This window comes from Henriciella mobilis, from assembly GCF_003576285.1.
Classification (GTDB): domain Bacteria; phylum Pseudomonadota; class Alphaproteobacteria; order Caulobacterales; family Hyphomonadaceae; genus Henriciella; species Henriciella mobilis.
This window is the reverse complement of the sequence record NZ_QWFX01000005.1, coordinates 271214-288122: the sequence shown is the minus strand read 5'-3', so window position 1 is coordinate 288122 and position 16909 is coordinate 271214. Positions and strand designations below refer to the sequence as shown.

Genomic DNA, 16909 nt, shown 5'->3' with positions numbered 1-16909 from the left:
CATTTCAAGGGCCCATTCACCGAATCGGCTTTCCGGGCGATGTCAGGAAGTGCGCCGTTTCGCCGCTATATGCCCCCGCGCATCCTGTGTCGCATGCCGTTATATTGCCAGCGACTCGATAGCGTGCCAGAAGGCGCGCGTTGCAAGATAATCAAACAAGGATGATCCCGATGGGCGATCTCTTCTGGAACAAGGTCTTCGGCGCACTGCTCGCCGTCTTCCTCATCATCATGGGGCTCCAGACGCTGTCTGGCTCGCTTTTCTCGATGGGCGGCGAAGGCGGCCATCATGGCGATGAAGAGCAATCACTCAATGACTGGGCCCATAGCCGGTTTGCCTACTATACCGAGATCGCCGACAGCGGTGGATCCGGACCGGTCGAGGAAGAGGTCTATGACCTTGGCGCCCTTCTCGCGAGTGCCGATGCCAGCAGCGGTGAGCGTGCCTTCAAGGCGAAATGCTCGACCTGCCACACCATTGAGCAAGGCGGCTCGAACGGTACCGGCCCGAACCTGTTCGGCATCATGACAAGCACGCATGCTCACAAGGAAGACTTCGGTTACTCCTCCGCCATGATGGCAACGGCTGGCGAGCCGTGGAACTACGAGAATATCGACCACTGGCTGGAAAATCCGAGCTCCTATATCCGCGGCACGTCGATGGCCTTTGCAGGCCTGCGCCGTGACGACGAGCGTGCTGACGTGATCGCCTATCTGGCCTCCATGACGCCGAACGCACCGGCCTTCCCGGAGCCGCTTCCGGAAGAAGAGCCCGCTGCCGATGAAGGCGAAGCCGTCGAAACGTCGCTGGACGCAGAAACCGTCGAGACCTCGCCAGCCGAAGCGACGGGCGTGATCGAAACGGTCGATTCTGTCGACGGTGCCGAAGGCGACGATGGCAATACCGGAGAAGTCGAACTCGCGCCGGAAGAAACCGTTCCAGCTGAAACGGATGGCGAGGAGTAAGCGCGCCTAGGCCGGCGGCTTTAGCCAGTCCGGCTCGACGCCTCTCATTGCAGACACATCGATACGGCGGGCTCCTATGGGCTCGCCGTATATTTTTGCGATCCGCTCGACCGCACCAGCCAGCGGCTCTTTCTCGGCGGCCATGTGATAGGCGTTGTCGTGCAGCAGCGTCTCGCCATCGAGCATGATGCCGACATGGCCTTTCCAGAACACAAGGTCGCCGCGCTTCAGGGCGCCAGGCATCTTCCAGTCGTCAATCGCCGTGCCGCACCAGGCAAACTGCATGTCGCTGTCGCGCGGCAGGATCACGCCGCAGGCCAGGAAGGCGGCCCGCGTCAGGCCGGTACAATCAAGACCAAGGCTCTCGCAGCCACCCCAAAGGTAGGGTGTATGAAGGAAACGCTCGGCAACACCGGCCGGGTCGTCCTCATAGACGTCGATGGGCGAGACATGCTGCACCGGCACCCAGCCGGCCCGGTCGACCCGGACGAACTTGCCTTCCTGTCCGGTGACAGGCAAGCGGCTGCCCATGGAAACGAGGAAACGCGGCGCCGATTTCAGGTCGGGCTCCGAATAGACATAGGTGCGCACTACCGACACCTTGTGCGTGGCTTTCAGGACGGGCGCCGAGATCGCCTCGCTGAGCACCCAGCCGACATAGCGGTCGCGGTCCAACTGGACGAGCGCAAAGTCTCCCTCTTCATGGAAGACCCGCAGTGTTTCACCATGCAGGGCCTGCGTCGTCATCTCCGCGTCGGCGCGCGCTTCGGCCCGTACGGCCGCGACGCCGGCGCTCACCTGCATGGGCGTACCGCTTTCCCCCGCTGGGGGCGTCAGTCTTGAATCGTCATAGTCTGGCATGATGGCCGCGAGATAATCACGCAGCGGCAGACTTGGCCACAGGCGCAGGCTGGCCGATATCCTTGCCGGCAGCGGCCGCGGCGATCAGGCCGGCAAAATCGCGCAGCCAGTCGAGACCATCCGGCGTACGCTCGATGAAAACGCTGCGAAGATCATTCTCGTCGCGGCGGCGGCGGACAAAGCCCGCCTTCTCCAGCGTATCGATGGCGCGCGTGACGGCCGGTTTGGCGAGGTTGAGGTCAGCGGCCAGACCGCGGACTGTGTGCGGACCAGCCTGCAGCGCGACCGTCATGAAGATAGCCTGCTGGCGGGCCGACAGGTCGAGTTCACAGGTGCGCACATAGGAGGATACGGCGCGACGCCAGAGGTCGAGGGACTGTCTCTCACTCATCGCCATTCGAGATTCTCCTGTCTTTGCGCAGATTCTGTTTGACTCAAGCGAATCAGAATCTGATTTGCGCAAAGCGTAAAGAGTCCCTTAATGCCAGCGATGTGGATAAGTTTTTAGCGCTTTGTTTCGATGGTGAAAAACATTGTCTGACCACCGCGCCAGACGCGTATGAGCAGATTTTCGCCGGGCGGTGTGGAGTCCGGTCCGAGGATTTCATAGGCGTCTTCGAGAGACGAAATCCGCTCAAAAGCCATCTCCGTGATGACATCCCCCTTGCGCAGTTTTCCAAAGCTCGGCCCGTTCGCGGCAACCGAGTTGACGAGCACCCCGGCGACATCGCGCGCTATGCCATAGCGCCGGCGCGCATCGTCATCGATCTCGCGAAGTTCGGCGCCAATCGGGTTCTGCGCCAGCGCATTCTCGGGCAGCGGCTCGCGCGCTTCCTCGGCCGTGTTCGACTCTAGCTCGCCAACGGTGAAGCTCACGGTTCGGCGCTTGCGGTCGCGGACGATGTCGACGCTGACCTCGCTGCCAATTTCCGTCTCGGCGACGACGCGTGACAGGCCGCGCACATTCTCGACCATCTTGCCATCGAAGCTCAGGACAAGGTCACCGACTTCGAAGTCGGCCTTCGCAGCCGGACCGCCATCATCGATCGAGGTGATAATGACGCCCTTGGGCTCCTTCACACCATAGGCGTCGGCAATGCCCTGGTCGATGCCCTGGACGTTGACGCCGAACCAGCCGCGCCGCGGATGGCCATATTCGAGAATCTGGCCGGCAACGGAGCTGACCAGATTTGACGGGATCGAGAAGCCGAGACCGACCGATCCGCCCGTCGGCGAAATGATCGCAGTGTTCACGCCGATAACCTCACCATTCAGGTTGAACAGCGGACCGCCGGAATTACCCCGATTGATCGCCGCGTCGGTCTGGATGAAATCGTCATAGCGGCCGGACTGGATGTCCCGGTTGCGCGCTGAAATGATACCGGCCGAGACCGACCCGCCGAAGCCGAACGGGTTGCCGATGGCCATCACCCAGTCGCCGACCTCGGCCGCATCGCTGTCAGCGAAATCGACAAAGGGCAGCGGGTCATCGCTGGTCACCTTGAGCACGGCGACATCGGTTTCAGGATCGGTACCGACCAGTTCAGCCTTCAGCGTGCGGCCAGAATTGAAGACCACATTGATCTCGTCGGCATCCTCGATGACGTGATTGTTGGTGATGACTGTGCCATCGGCGGAAATAACGAAGCCAGAGCCAAGCGAACCTTCACGGCGGAACCCTTCCGGATCGCGCCCGAAAAACTCGTTGAAGCGCTCCAGCGGGGAGCCGTCCGGAAATTCCGGCAGACCTTCTGGCGCAACAGTCTGGCTGGTCGTGATATTCACAACGGCCGGCATCAGGCGCTTGGCAAGCCTTGAGAAGGATTCCGGCGCCTGCTTCTGGTCGATGACCGAGGAGGTATCCGACAGCGAGCTATCGGCCTGCGACAGGCGTTCGGACTGGGCGCTCGCTGGCAACCCCATCAGGAGACACCCTGCAGCACCTGCCAGAATGCTTGCCGCGTAGCGTTTCATTATCGCTCTCCGATTGTCGATCACGGATGAAGGTTCACACACAACTATGGCGCTTCGCGGGCAAAGCGCAACGCGTCAGAAAAGGCGGATTGCAGCATAGAAAAGGACAAGGCCGAGAATGGCCGACCAGATGCCCCCGCTTCTTACGCTTTCCGTCGGAAGGCGTGACAACCACTCTGCCATGCGCCGCATCGTTTCCGGCGCGGCCGCGTAGAGGATGCCTTCCAGCGCGAACCAGAGGCCGATGGCGGCAAGGATGATCTGCCATGTCATGGCATGAGCTCCCTTGCCGCCAGAGGCTTACCGGTTCACCCGGCCATTCTCGCGCGCCTCGGTGATGAAGTCATTGCAGAGGCCCAGCTGGTCCGGGCCGACAACGATTCGCGTGCCTTCGGTGAAGGCCTGCTCGCAGGCGATCAGGGCCCGCTGGAAGCGGAAGAATTCCGGATCACGCTCATAGGCCTGGGCGTAGATCTCGTTCCGCTTGGCGTCACCTTCACCCCGAATTTCTTCGGATTGCTGGCGCGCTTCGGCGAGGATAACGGTCCGCTCGCGTTCAGCGCGGGCACGAACCGCACGCGCGCGCTCATCGCCCTCGGCACGGATCTGCTCGGCTTCCTGGTTCCGGGTGGCTTCCATCCGGCGGAAGACGCGCTCGGACACATCGTCCGGCAGGTCGGCCCGGCGGATACGCACATCGATGATCTCGATGCCCCGGCCAGAGATATTGTTGGCCAGGTTGTCACGGATTTCGTCCATCAGCTCGGACCGCTGGCCGGAAATGATGTCTTCCGGCAGGCGAGAGGCGAGCGCGTTACGGATCGCCGCATCGGTGAAGTTCTGCATCTGCTCGCGTGCTTCACGCTCGGTGCCGAGACGCTGGTAGAAGGCGAGCGGGTCATCGATCTGCCAGCGCACGAACGCATCGACGATCAGCTGTTCCTGGTTCGATGCATAGGCTTCGATGTCGCTGACATTGAGGCCCAGATTCCGCCGGTCATAGGTGACGACGTTCTGGATCAGCGGGATCTTGAACTTCAGGCCCGCTTCGTCGGTGCCCGGTTCATTATAGGCTTCAACCGCAGCACCCACCTGGAGCAGGAGAACCTGCTTGCGCTGGTCCACGATGAAGAACGAATTCAGCGCGACAATAACCGCGATGACGATGGCGACGAGGCCGAGAATACCAAGTGATCTCATGGTCTAGTTCCCCCCGGTTCTGCGGTTCATAGCATCCAGCGGCAGGTAGGGCACTGCGCCGGAATCGCTGTCGAGGATCAGCTTGTCGCTGCGATTGAGGATACGTTCCATGGTCTCCAGATACATGCGTTCGCGCGTCACCTGCGGGGCCTGGAGATACTCGTCCAGGATCTGGGTGAAACGGTTCGCCTGACCGGTCGCATCGGCAATCACCTGCTCGCGATAGGCTTCGGCATCCTGCAGGATCTGCTGGGCCGCACCACGGGCACGCGGGATGATGTCATTGGCGTACTTGTTGGCTTCCTGCACAGCGCGTTCGGCATCCTGACCGGCATTCACCACGTCGATAAAGGCCGGACGCACGGGCGCCGGCGCCTGGGCTTCCTGGATCTCGACGTTGAGGATCTGCACACCGGCGCGATAATCGTTAAGCAGAGATTCGAGCTGCGAGCGCACCTCGTTCTGAAGCTCTCCACGGCCCGTGGTGATGATGTCGTCGAGGTTCGACTTGCCGACCACTTCACGCATCACCGACTCGGCTGCTGCCTTCACCAGCTCTCCGCCATCATCGACGTTGAGGATGAAGTTTTCCGGGTCTTCCTCATCGTAATACCAGAAGACGCGGAATTGGACGTCGACGATATTCTCGTCGCCGGTCAGCATCAGGCGCTCGTCACTGTCATTGCCGATCTGCGTGACCTGCTGGCGTTCGGACGGCATGATCTCATGCGTCTCGATCGGTGTCGGTAGGTGCACGTGCAGGCCTGGCGGGAAATTCTTCTGCCATTCGCCGAAGCGGAAGACTGCAGCTCGCTCGCCTTCGTCCACGACCACGACGCCCGTGAAAAGCCAGGCGATGATGGCCGCAAAGCCCAGCACCGCAAAGCCAAACGGGCCGAGGCCGGAGCCACCGCCACCACGGCCGCCGCCGCCACCGCCGGAACCGCGTCCTCGGCGGAAACGTTCCTGCATACGGCGCATCTGTTCTTCCAGGTCGGGGCGGTTACCACCGCCGCCGCCTCCACCGGAGCCGCCTTGGCCTCCCGAGCCGCCTGGCCGAGACCAGGGGGAATCGCTTCCCTTCTTGCCGGAACCCCACGGGCTTCCGTTGCCCTTGGACGAACCTTCGCCGTCCTTGTTTTCATTCCAGGGCATTGCCCCTCCTTCATGACTGTCCGTCTATGGCCATATAGGCATTGCGCAGATATGTGCATCCCCAGCGCTTCGCATCAAGGAGTAACGCTCATGTTTCGTGGCAAGCCGCGACAATCCGACAAGCTTGAGACCGCGATTCGCCGCGCACTCGGCGAGCCGGCATGGCTGCAGGGCCTGCGTATCAAGGAAGATGGCGCGGTCACGCTGATCATTGAGGCCGACCCTGCCAATATGGATGAGGCCGAGACCCGCCGGGTCGAGGCCGAGGCACGCGCAATGAATGTGAAGGGCGTAACCAGCGCGCAGGCCATGTTGACCGCCGAGCGCCAACCCGGTCAGCCCTCCCCCGCGCATTCAGAGGCCCCGCCACGTTCCGGCAGCCAGCGCGTGCGCAAGGGCGCGCGCCTTTCTGACGAGGCAATTTCACAGGGCCAGCCCGGCCAGCCGGCGACCGGCAAGGTCCCGGGCATTTCGCGCATCCTGGTGGTCGCCAGCGCCAAGGGCGGGGTCGGCAAGTCGACCGTGGCGGTAAACCTTGCCGCCGCCTTCGCAAAGCTCGGCCTCAGAACAGGCCTGCTCGATGCCGACATCTATGGCCCGAGTGCGCCCACCATGCTGGGAACGGGCGATGCCCAGCCGGCTTCGAACGAGGCCGGAAAGCTCATTCCGGTGAAGGCGCACGGCATCCACTCGCTCTCCATTGGCTATCTGTCGGACCCCGATTCCCCGATGATCTGGCGCGGGCCGATCGTCATGTCGGCGATCACGCAGATGCTGAACGATGCCGCCTGGGGCACGCCGGAAGATCCGCTTGACCTCCTCATCATCGACACGCCGCCGGGCACGGGCGATGCGCAGCTCACGATTGCACAGCGCGTCCCGGTGACGGCGGCTGTGCTGGTGACGACCCCGCAGGAGGTCGCCCTGGCCGATGTGCGCCGCGGCGCGGCCATGTTCGCGAAGACGGCCGTGCCGGTGCTTGGCGTGATCGAGACGATGAGCTGGTTCGAAGACCCGGCCGGCAACCGCCACTACCTGATGGGTGAAGGCGGCGGGCAGAAAACCGCCGATGCGCTCGGCCTGCCCCTGCTTGGCCAGCTGCCGATCCTGAACGAGATCCGCGAGGGCGGCGACATCGGTCAGCCTGCCGCGATCGGTGACGGCGTCTCGGCGGGCCTCTTCCACGAGATCGCCCGCGCGGTCGCGCTCAATCTTGACAGCCTTCAGACCAAGGCCCCGCCGAAGATCATCTTCGAGGACTGATCAGGCGCGGCCCTCGCCGGCAGGCGCCGGACTAGGCGTTGAAATTCAGCTTCAGACCCGGTTCCGGCCAGCGGCATTTGATGAGCTTGCCCGTGCCCGACAGGGTCACATAAGCGTCCATCATGTCCTCACCGCCAAAGGCGATATTGGTCACGAAGGGGTCCGGAAAGGCGATGTGGCTGTGGCTGCCATCCGGCTTCACCGTGGTGATGCCGCCCTGCAGGATCGTGGCAACGCAGACATTGCCGGCTGCCGAGATGGCAAGGCTGTCGAAATAGCGAAGGTCGGACATGCCCGTGACAAGCCGGCCCTTGGTGAAGGGTGTCGCCTGCTTTGCAACGCCCGGGCTTTCCAGGTCGTAGGCCCAGACGCGGGCCGTCATCGTGTCGGCGAAATAGACCGTCTTCTCATCCGGCGACAGGCCGATACCGTTTGGCGAGATGTGATTGTAGTCGAGCTCCTGCACCACGTCGGAGCCGGCCGCCATGAAGTAGATGCCGCCTGTATCGCGATGGGTGGAATAGGTCTTGCCGAGGTCGGTGAAATAGAGGTTCCCGGCCTTGTCGAAGACGAGATCGTTCGGCCCCATCAGCGGCCGGTCGGCACAATAGGTCGCCACGACCTCGACCTTTCCGGAAGACAGGTCGATCCGCTCGATGCGTCCGCCGGAATAGTCGTCCGGGGCATGGCCCGGGATCAGCAGGCCATCGCGCTCATGATAGACGAAGCCGCCATTATTCGTGCACCAGAGCGCGCCATCGGGCCCGATCGCAAGGCCATTCGGCCCGCCGCCTGGCTCCGCGATCACCTCTTTCTTGCCGCCTGCCCAGCAACGCGTGATCTTCCTGCTCTCAATCTCGACCACGATAACCGAGCCGTCGGACATGACGACCGGCCCTTCCGGAAACCGCAACCCCTCGGCGATGACTTCGAATTCCATGGCGATCTTCCCTCCGCTCAGTCTTTTCTCGACTTAGCGTGCTGCGCGGCAGGCCGGCGTTCAAGCCGGTCCGTCGGGGAAGGTTACGAGCGTATTCGCTCAAGTACACGCAATTTGAAGGCGTGATCGTTCCGCTCACTATTCTCGAAGGATTTCGTCGCGACTTCGCGGAACTGCGACTCGTCGAACTCGGGAAACGACACGTCGCCGTCCACATCGGCATCGATCTCGCTGATATACAGGATATCGGCCATGGGCAGCGCCCGCTCATAGAGCGACTGACCGCCAATGATGAAGACTTCCTGCTCGCCATTGCGGGCCGCAATGGCCTTGGCCGAGTTGATGGCGGCATTGAGGTTCGAATAGACCCGCGCGCCTTCGGCGGCATATTCCCAGTCACGCGTGATGATAATGTTCTGCCGCCCGGGGAGCGGCCGCTTTGGCAAGCTTTCCCAGGTGTGGCGCCCCATGATGATCGGCTTGCCGATTGTGGTCTGCTTGAACAGGGCGAGATCGTCGGACAGCTTCCATGGAAGACCTCCATTCTTGCCAATGATCCCATTGCGCGCCCGCGCGACAATCATTGACAGTTTGACCGGTTCTTCCATCTAAATTCCTCGTGCGTTGCGTCGGCTTCTGCCGCGCTTTAACCTGGATCAAGCGCAGGACATTAAGCTGGTCTTCAAGGCCCAATCAACAGCAACTATTACAGTCAAACAAAGATTCAACCCATGATGGATGCCTGGAACAGCCTGCTTAACGCCATAACAAATAGTCAGCCGGAAAACCTTTTCCCAGTACTATTGGGACTTACCGCAACGTTTTCCCTGATATACTACTTCCGCGGCAGGTTTTGGGCCTTCCTGTACTTCGCAACCATCCCCTTTCTGAACTGGTCTTTCGGCGTCGTCGACAGCTTTACTTTGGCGCCGCCCGGCGAGATGTTCGAGCGCGGGATCGAGCTTCACCCGCTGACGGTCGTGACGGGCCTGGTTTTTGTCTTCCGCGACTTTGTCCAACGCCAGATGGGTCACCGGGTCCTCATTGTGATGGCCCTCGCGATTGCCTGGTCGTTCTACTACGCCTGGCCTGTCATCGCGCTGGCGTCCGGAATTGCATTCGCCATTTCCGAGATCACGGACTGGTTGATCTTCACCTTCACCCGATACCGGCTTTCGACCCGGATCATCCTGTCGAGCGCCGTTGCCGCGCCGGTGGATACGACGATTTTCCTCTATGGCGCCGACCTCGCCCGCCAGATGAAACTCGGCGACGAGCCGGGCAACATGCTTCACCTGGCCAACTGGATCGTCTTCGTCGTCGGCAAGATGATCGGGGCGGTCATCATCTCCTATATGATCCGCCAGCGCGAGAAAGCCGGCGATATCGATCCCTACGACGATGATGGCTTCACGCCAGAGCCGAAACCGGCCGTCGCCGATTAACGCGGCGACAGTGCTTCCGTCCTGCCCGGCCGGCGCCTAATCATGGGCAAAGCCATACAGGGAGGACACATCATGAAACTCGGATCAGACACACCCGCCATCGTAACCGGCGGCGCATCCGGCCTCGGCCGGGCAACGGCCGAAGCGCTCGCCGCCAAGGGCGTCAAGGTCGCCATTTTCGACATCCAGGAAGACAAGGGCGAAGAGGTCGCCAAATCCATCGGCGGCATCTTCTGCAATGTGAACATTCTCGACGAGGACTCCTGCGAGGCCGGGTTCGAGAAAGCCCGGGCAGCGCATGGCCAGGAGCGGGTCACCGTTCATTGCGCGATGACATCCGGGCGCGGCAAGACGCTGTCCTTCGACAAGGAGACGATGAAGTACAAGCGCACGCCGACCGAAATGTATGACCGCGGCGCGCAGGGCATCCTTGTCTCGTCCTACCGCATCGCGTCCATGTCGGCGCTCGGCATGGCGAACTCCGAACCGCTTAATGATGATGGCGAACGCGGCTGCATCACGCTGACGGCGTCTGTTGCGGCCCAGGACGCGCAGATCGGCCAGGTCATCTATGGCTCGTGCAAGGCGGGCGTGAACGGGCTGGTGCTGCCCATGGCGCGCGACCTCATGGATATCGGCATCCGCGTCAACTCGATCATGCCGGGCATTTTCGCCACGCCGCTGATGCTCGGCGCCCCGCAAAAGGTTCTGGACAGTCTCGCCGCTTCGGTGCCGTTCCCCAAACGCCTCGGCAAGCCGGACGAGTTCGGTTCGCTGGCCGTGGAGATCGCCAGCAACACTTACCTCAACGGTCACAATTTCCGTCTCGATGGCGCGATCCGGATGGCCCCACGCTAGGCCCTGCCAGCCGCCCGCCACCTGCCGGGCCCCGTAATGTCCCTTATGGTCAGCCGCATGGTCTCCCGGTGAGATCGGCGGCAGACCAGATGGAAGAAAGGGACTCGGCTGATGGCAACGGGTAAAAAGGACTTCAAGGCAATCACCGACGGCGTCAATGAGGGCCTTGCCGGCCTGCGCGACATGGCCGGCGATACGCTTTCCGCCTTCAGCGGGCTATCGAAAGCGGCCAATGCCGACGGAGCGATCGATCACAAGACCAAGGAACTCATTGCGCTTGCCATCGGCGTCGCCAAGCAGTGCGATGCCTGTATCGGCTTTCACACGAAAGCGCTGAAAAAGCTTGGCGCAAGCGATCAGGAAGTCGCCGATGCGCTTGGCGTGTGCGTTTACATGGGTGGCGGCCCGTCGCTGATGTATGCCGCCGATGCCTGGACGGCCTGGACGCAGCTGAAGGACTAAATGGTCTATCAGACCGCCACGGGCGCCTTGATGTGCTTGTGGGCCTGGTAACCAACCAGTTCGAAATCCTCATACGTCCACGAGAAGAGATCGGTCTTCTCCGGGTTGAGGATCATTTTCGGCGGCGGAAACGGCTCCCGCGTGAGCTGCAGCTTGGCCTGCTCGATATGGTTTGAGTAAAGGTGCGCGTCGCCGAGCGTATGAACGAACTCGCCCGGCTGCAGACCTGTGGCCCGGGCCATCATCATCGTCAGCAGCGCATAGGACGCAATATTGAACGGTACGCCGAGGAAGATGTCCGCCGAGCGCTGGTAGAGCTGGCAGGAGAGCTTTCCGTCAGCGACAAAGAACTGGAACAGGCAGTGGCACGGCGGCAGCGCCATCTCGTTGACATCAGCCGGATTCCAGGCCGAGACGACGAGGCGGCGCGAATTCGGGTTGGTCTTTATTTCGTTCAGCACCCATTCGATCTGGTCGATCGTGCGCCCGTCCGGGGCCGCCCATGAGCGCCATTGCTTTCCATAGACCGGGCCAAGGTCGCCATTCTCGTCGGCCCACTCATCCCAGATGGAGACGCCGTTCTCTTTCAGATAGGCGATATTGGTATCGCCCTTCAGGAACCAGAGCAACTCGTGGATGATGGAGCGCAGGTGGAGCTTCTTCGTCGTGAGCAGCGGAAAACCATCGGACAGGTCGAACCGCATCTGGCGGCCGAACACGCCGAGCGTACCGGTCCCCGTCCGGTCGCCGCGCGCGACGCCGTTGTCGAGGACGTCCTGAAGGAGATCGTGATATTGGCGCATGTCGGGATGAAGATTTGCCGAGTCTTGCGCGTGTGTCCAGCACCCCCGGCAAGCATTGCACAGCTTCCGACATCTTAACGCACTCTAAACCAAAACCGCGAACTTACCGGCCCCGCTCAAATCCGGCCTAAACCCCGTTGCTGTATTGACACGACATCGAACATACGCCGTGGCCGGAGCCAAAAAAATGCCGAAACTGTTGCCAGTCACCACCTCTTTCCGCCGAAATGAGCGCGGAAACGTCGCCATGATCTTCGCGCTCGCCCTGATCCCAATGCTGATCGTGGCCGGCTTCGCTATCGACGCTCAGCTCGCCTTCTCGAAAAAGGACAAGATCCAGTATGCCGTCGACTCTGCCGTCCTGGCGGGTGCGCGGATGATGCAGTCCACCAGCGACCAGAAAGCCGTCACCAAGCATTCCCGCGATTATTTCGCGGCCATCATGTCGAACGAGAACGAGGATTTGACCTGCGATACGCTCGTGATCGACTTTTCGGCGCCGGAAGAAATCACAGGCAATGTCACCTGCTACCAGCCAACCACGCTGATGAACCTGATCGGCCGCACCAAGGTCCAGATCAACACGACGAGCGTTGCGACCTACGGCACGGGCCGGGTCGATGTCTCGTTCGTCTTTGACGTGTCAGGTTCAATGAACTCCTGGGGCCGCATCTACGACCTCAAGGAAGCTGCCAAGGCCGCCGCAGAGACGCTCCTGCCGGAACCGGGCTCCTCCAGCGATGGCGACGTACGCATCGCCATGGTCGCCTATAACAGCATGGTCAATGCCGGTCCCTATTTCGAGGAAGTCACCGGCCTGAAAAAGAACCGCTGGCACTCCGAAGACGTCACGACGACCGAATGGGAAAAACAGGAAGTCGAAAAGGAAGGCTGGTACCGCGAATGCGACTATGTTTGCACGCGCTATGCAGGCCGCAGCGGCAACTGCAAGGACTGGGATTACCAGTGCGAATGGGAGTACGGGACCTATACCGAAGAGGATTGGGTCCAGGTCGAGACCACCAAGAACGAGCGCAAGAAGATCAGCTCGACCTGTGTCTACGAACGCGGTGGCGACCACGCCTTCGACAATGCGCAGCCCGAACAAATCGACAATAAGGACCGCGTGTCCGAACTCGGGTCGGGCGAATACAATGCCCAGTCGAGCAGCGCCAACACCAGCGCCTTCCTGGCCGCAAGCCACCTCTACTGGAATAAAAATCGTGAGCGCTGGTACGATAATGGCGATGGCGACTGCCTTAACATTGAACCCTTTCCGCTCAGCCACAACGCCACGCAGATCGAAAAATATATCGATAATCTTTATGCGAGCGGCGGCACGGCCGGTCACCAGGGCGTTGCCTGGGGCTGGTACCTGATCAGCGAGGAATGGGGCGACATCTTCACCGGCAATGGCGAGCCGCTCAGCCAGAGCGAGCCCGACGTGACCAAGGCGATGATCGTCATGACTGACGGGGAGTTCAATTCGCAATTCTTCGGCGGACAGGGCAACTCGACCAAGCAGGCCAAGAATTTGTGCGACGCGATCAAGGAAGACGATGTCATCATCTACACGGTCGCGTTCCAGGCCCCTCAGGCTGGCAAGGACGTGCTGAGCTACTGCGCCTCGGGCCCCGAATTCTACTTCAACGCCGAAAACGGCCAGGAACTGATGGAAAGCTACAACGCCATCGCAACCTCCATTTCGGACCTGCGCATCTCCTTCTAAGTATACAAGAACGATGCAGGAGCCGGTCAGGGTTAATCAGCCCCTGCCCGGCTCTTCGCAATTTGCGTGCCCGGTTCAATGCAGTGTCAAGGCGCGATCAGCCAAGATGATCCTGTCCTCGGAAGAGGGAAGAAGGGGTCTTGCAATGTCCGTCCGGATAAGGACCAAGCCAGAAATGTCACGCTTCGCCGGCATGCTCAGCCGTGGCGGTCAGCGGCTGCGCAGTCTCCCGTCGGTGGATCGCGGGCAGATGGCGATCCTGCTGGCGCTGTCGGTCATCCCAATTGCGCTCGTCACCGGCTTTGCGATCGACTTCCAGATGCTCACCACCAAGAAGAACAAGGCGCAGTACAATCTCGATTCCGCCGTCATCGCCGGCACGCGGGCCCTGCGCGAAGGGACCGGCCAGGCAGAGGTCAAGTCGCTGGTACAAAACTACTTCCTGGCCGCTCTGGCCAACACCGATTCATTCCTGACCTGCGAAAGCCCTGAAGTCGTAATCGACCAGACCGACGTGATCGGCACGACCAGCTGCTCGATGAGCACGACCCTTTCGGCGATTGCCGGGGTCGAGCAGATGAGCTTCGAAATTACCACCGCGACGACGTACGGCATCGGCAAGGTGGACGTTGCTTTCGTCTTTGACGTGTCCGGATCCATGGGGGGCTCACGGATCGAAGACCTGAAGGCTGCTGCCCACGATGCGGTCGACACGCTGCTGCCGGACAATCCTCCGGCGGGACAGGAAGACGATATCCGGCTGTCCATGGTCGCCTATAATGGCGCCTTCAATGCCGGCAGCTACTTCGAGGCCGTGACGGGCGAGTCGCCGAACCGGACCGATACCTATTGGAGCTATTACTGGAACACCTGGCGCACGCGTAACTACACCACAACGTGCGTCTTCGAACGCGGCGGCGACGAAGCCTTCACCGATGCGCTGCCCGGCTCAGGACAGTACCTGATGGCCGCGGGATACAATCAGCGCAATGATTGCAGCGGCGCCGCGCCGCTGGAGCTGACCAGCGATGAACAGCCCCTGGACGATTATATCGACGCCCTCAGCGCTGGCGGCTACACGGCAGGCCATCTCGGTGTGGCCTGGGGCTGGTACATGATCTCACCGAACTGGACCTCGCTGCTGCCAACGGACTCCGCGCCGCTGCCTTATGACGAGCCCGACAGCGCCAAGGCGCTGATCCTGATGACGGATGGTGATTTCAACACGGTCGGCGACTATGACAACGGCTCGTCCAGCTGGCAGGCCAAACAGCTCTGCGACGAGATCAAGCGCCAGGACATCGTCATCTATTCTGTCGCCTTCCAGGCACCGTCGGGCGGACGCGAGGTGCTGAAATATTGCGCGAGCGGCGAAGAGAACTTCTTCACCCCGGAAGACGGCCAGCAACTGATCGATGCCTACCAGTCGATCGCCACGTCGATTTCCGATCTGCGCCTGACAAGCTGACCCCCCTTTATGAGGCGGACCAAAGCGCCTATATCCAACGTGTCCCCTCGGGGACTATGGCGATAAACGCGCGTGTAATAAGCGGTTCGGACCCGGGGGCGGTACCCGGCGGCTCCACCAATCATCCTCCGGTCATTGGGCGGACTGGTATGGGGCCGAAACAGGATCGACGGACGTGTAAAGACGATGCTTTCGCCCGGCCGAGCTCCGTTAGAAGCTCATCTCAACATAGTTGCCAATGACAACTTTGCTGAAGGTGAACTGATGGCCGCGTAAGCGGTCGGTAAGTGAACCGAACTTAACTCCTGGGGCTTCAGCGCCTCAGGCGGGGCCCGGAGGCGCCTGGCAACAGAAGCCTCCACCTTATTTCCCGCATCGGACAATCATCTGTCGCCGGAACAGCCCGCCCGGCCCGGCGTTCTCCTGCCAAACCAGGAGAAAGACCATGTCATCCTTCACGATTTTCGCCATCGGCTATGCCATCCTGATCGCCGGACTGGCCTGGGGCGCCTTTGCGCTCGGCGTTTCCGGGCAATGGATTGCCATAGGATCGGTCATCCTTGCCGGAATTGGCATCATCACAGGGGTAACATCGACCCGCAGACGGGATAAAACCGAGTCATCCATGAAAGAAGGCTAGGCGAGCCAGCGCCCCTACTGTAATATGGCTGGCGTTGCCAATGGGACGCGGCAACGAACAATTTGGCCATACACGCAGTGGCGCGAACGTGGTCCGCGGGGATCGCTTGATGAATGAAGCGTGTTGAATGCTGACGCGCAGGCCTTAAAAGGGTCTCGGGAAAGGGAATGGGCTGAATGACAGACTACATTGGCTATGAAGCTTTGACCCAGGCGGCCATGCGCGGCGTCGTGCGTGAAGCACTGCGCGAGACTGCGCGCAACAAGACGGCACCGGGCGAACACCACTTCTATATCACGTTCCGGACAAAGGCGCCGGGCGTGAAGATGGCCGAGCATCTGGTCGAGCGATTCCCCGACGAGATGACAATTGTCATCCAGCACCAGTTCTGGGATCTCGAAATCTTCGACGGCCACTTCGAGGTGATCCTGAAATTCAACGGCGTGCCACAGCACCTGTCCATTCCGTTCGCGGCCATGACCCGTTTCGTCGATCCGTCCGTCAATTTCGGCCTGTCCTTCGAGCGTAGCGACAAGGCGACCGGCCAGGACGTGGTGGCGCCGGCCGCCGCCGAGGAGCCCGCGCATCAGCCGGAAGAGGCCAAGCGTGCATCGGGTGACCAGGGCGCCGGGACGGTGGTCAATATCGACGCGTTCCGCCGGAAATAGTCTTGGCAGAGACCCGTCAGGAAAAGCCGCGCCTCAGCGACGCCGAGATGCTGGCGCGTTTCCAGAACTCAAAGAAGCGTCCGGCCTGTTCGGATACGCTTGGCATGCACCTTGTCGAGGTGAACCAGGACGAGCAGCGTATCGTCGTCGATTTCGTGGCCGATGAGAGCTTCGCCAATCCGACCGGCGCCATCCAGGGTGGCTTTATCGCAGCGATGCTCGACGAAGCGATCTCGACCGCCATCATCATTGCCTCCAACGTTACCATGACGGCCCCGACGCTGGAGATGAAAGTCTCCTATCTCGCGCCGCTCTTCGTCGGGCCGGCGCGGGTCGAGGCGCAAATCCTGAAATTCGGCAAGACCGTCTGCTTTTCCGAAGCCCGCTGCCTGAACCCGGACGGCAAGCTCGTCGCCACCGCCACCGCGACGGCGGCCCCGAAACCGTTCAGGCGGTTCTGAACGCGACCAGCCCGTTT

19 protein-coding genes and 1 other RNA gene are annotated in these 16909 nt (G+C 61.3%); 11 read left to right on the top strand and 9 right to left on the bottom strand.

Features of this window, described 5'->3' with window-relative positions; genetic code table 11:
* The first annotated feature begins 170 nt into the window (after nucleotides 1-170).
* Nucleotides 171-965, top strand: coding sequence for a c-type cytochrome (locus D1223_RS01410; RefSeq protein ID WP_158588360.1), 795 nt, complete (start codon nucleotides 171-173; stop codon nucleotides 963-965).
* Nucleotides 966-971: 6 nt separating this feature from the next.
* Here the strand turns inward: D1223_RS01410 and D1223_RS01405 are convergent, their stop codons facing one another.
* From D1223_RS01405 to hflK, 6 genes are all read right to left on the bottom strand, one after another.
* A complete protein-coding gene (locus tag D1223_RS01405; protein WP_233352995.1) occupies nucleotides 972-1769 on the bottom strand; it encodes a C40 family peptidase in 798 nt (265 codons plus the stop codon).
* A 73-nt stretch (nucleotides 1770-1842) separates the two neighbouring features.
* Nucleotides 1843-2217, bottom strand: a complete 375-nt coding sequence (locus D1223_RS01400; protein WP_233349795.1) for a MarR family transcriptional regulator — start codon at nucleotides 2215-2217, stop codon at nucleotides 1843-1845.
* Nucleotides 2218-2330: 113 nt separating this feature from the next.
* The gene (locus tag D1223_RS01395; RefSeq protein ID WP_119374617.1) at nucleotides 2331-3800 is read right to left on the bottom strand and encodes a Do family serine endopeptidase; all 1470 of its coding nucleotides are present in this window, start codon (nucleotides 3798-3800) and stop codon (nucleotides 2331-2333) included.
* Nucleotides 3801-3875: 75 nt separating this feature from the next.
* Nucleotides 3876-4073, bottom strand: a complete 198-nt coding sequence (locus D1223_RS01390) for a DUF2065 domain-containing protein (protein WP_119374616.1) — start codon at nucleotides 4071-4073, stop codon at nucleotides 3876-3878.
* Nucleotides 4074-4100: 27 nt separating this feature from the next.
* Nucleotides 4101-5000, bottom strand: a complete 900-nt coding sequence (gene hflC, locus D1223_RS01385; RefSeq protein WP_119374615.1) for a protease modulator HflC — start codon at nucleotides 4998-5000, stop codon at nucleotides 4101-4103.
* 3 nt (nucleotides 5001-5003) lie between these two features.
* Nucleotides 5004-6155, bottom strand: a complete 1152-nt coding sequence (hflK, locus tag D1223_RS01380) for an FtsH protease activity modulator HflK (protein WP_119374614.1) — start codon at nucleotides 6153-6155, stop codon at nucleotides 5004-5006.
* Between the two features lie 90 nt (nucleotides 6156-6245).
* Between hflK and D1223_RS01375 the strand changes: the two genes are divergently transcribed.
* Nucleotides 6246-7418 carry an Mrp/NBP35 family ATP-binding protein gene (locus D1223_RS01375; protein ID WP_119374613.1) on the top strand — a complete coding sequence of 391 codons (1173 nt, stop codon included), beginning with the start codon at nucleotides 6246-6248 and terminating at the stop codon, nucleotides 7416-7418.
* A 31-nt stretch (nucleotides 7419-7449) separates the two neighbouring features.
* Here the strand turns inward: D1223_RS01375 and D1223_RS01370 are convergent, their stop codons facing one another.
* Together D1223_RS01370 and D1223_RS01365 are read right to left on the bottom strand one after the other, a co-directional pair.
* Nucleotides 7450-8358, bottom strand: coding sequence for an SMP-30/gluconolactonase/LRE family protein (locus D1223_RS01370; RefSeq protein WP_119374612.1), 909 nt, complete (start codon nucleotides 8356-8358; stop codon nucleotides 7450-7452).
* Nucleotides 8359-8441: 83 nt separating this feature from the next.
* Nucleotides 8442-8966: a dihydrofolate reductase gene (locus D1223_RS01365; RefSeq protein ID WP_119374611.1), complete on the bottom strand. Its 525-nt coding sequence runs from the start codon at nucleotides 8964-8966 to the stop codon at nucleotides 8442-8444.
* Between the two features lie 123 nt (nucleotides 8967-9089).
* Here D1223_RS01365 and D1223_RS01360 point away from each other — a divergent pair, with 123 nt between their 5' ends.
* The 3 genes from D1223_RS01360 (at nucleotide 9090) to D1223_RS01350 (ending at nucleotide 11123) form a co-directional block, all read left to right on the top strand.
* Nucleotides 9090-9803: a VUT family protein gene (locus D1223_RS01360; protein WP_119374610.1), complete on the top strand. Its 714-nt coding sequence runs from the start codon at nucleotides 9090-9092 to the stop codon at nucleotides 9801-9803.
* A gap of 72 nt (nucleotides 9804-9875) precedes the next feature.
* Complete coding sequence (locus tag D1223_RS01355) at nucleotides 9876-10661, top strand: SDR family oxidoreductase (protein WP_119374609.1); 786 nt, start codon at nucleotides 9876-9878, stop codon at nucleotides 10659-10661.
* A 111-nt stretch (nucleotides 10662-10772) separates the two neighbouring features.
* Nucleotides 10773-11123, top strand: coding sequence for a carboxymuconolactone decarboxylase family protein (locus tag D1223_RS01350; protein WP_199288181.1), 351 nt, complete (start codon nucleotides 10773-10775; stop codon nucleotides 11121-11123).
* Between the two features lie 8 nt (nucleotides 11124-11131).
* Here the strand turns inward: D1223_RS01350 and D1223_RS01345 are convergent, their stop codons facing one another.
* Nucleotides 11132-11926: a thymidylate synthase gene (locus tag D1223_RS01345; RefSeq protein WP_119374608.1), complete on the bottom strand. Its 795-nt coding sequence runs from the start codon at nucleotides 11924-11926 to the stop codon at nucleotides 11132-11134.
* 187 nt (nucleotides 11927-12113) lie between these two features.
* Here D1223_RS01345 and D1223_RS01340 point away from each other — a divergent pair, with 187 nt between their 5' ends.
* From D1223_RS01340 to D1223_RS01315, 6 genes are all read left to right on the top strand, one after another.
* Entirely contained in the window at nucleotides 12114-13655 is a 1542-nt protein-coding gene (locus D1223_RS01340) for a Tad domain-containing protein (protein WP_119374607.1), read from the top strand.
* 175 nt (nucleotides 13656-13830) lie between these two features.
* A complete protein-coding gene (locus D1223_RS01335) occupies nucleotides 13831-15123 on the top strand; it encodes a vWA domain-containing protein (RefSeq protein WP_158588359.1) in 1293 nt (430 codons plus the stop codon).
* 2 nt (nucleotides 15124-15125) lie between these two features.
* Nucleotides 15126-15486: a transfer-messenger RNA gene (gene ssrA, locus D1223_RS01330) on the top strand.
* Nucleotides 15487-15568: 82 nt separating this feature from the next.
* Entirely contained in the window at nucleotides 15569-15763 is a 195-nt protein-coding gene (locus D1223_RS01325; RefSeq protein WP_119374605.1) for a hypothetical protein, read from the top strand.
* Nucleotides 15764-15939: 176 nt separating this feature from the next.
* Nucleotides 15940-16431, top strand: a complete 492-nt coding sequence (locus D1223_RS01320; RefSeq protein ID WP_119374604.1) for an SspB family protein — start codon at nucleotides 15940-15942, stop codon at nucleotides 16429-16431.
* 2 nt (nucleotides 16432-16433) lie between these two features.
* Nucleotides 16434-16892, top strand: a complete 459-nt coding sequence (locus D1223_RS01315; protein WP_119374603.1) for a PaaI family thioesterase — start codon at nucleotides 16434-16436, stop codon at nucleotides 16890-16892.
* The last annotated feature ends 17 nt before the right edge of the window (nucleotides 16893-16909 follow it).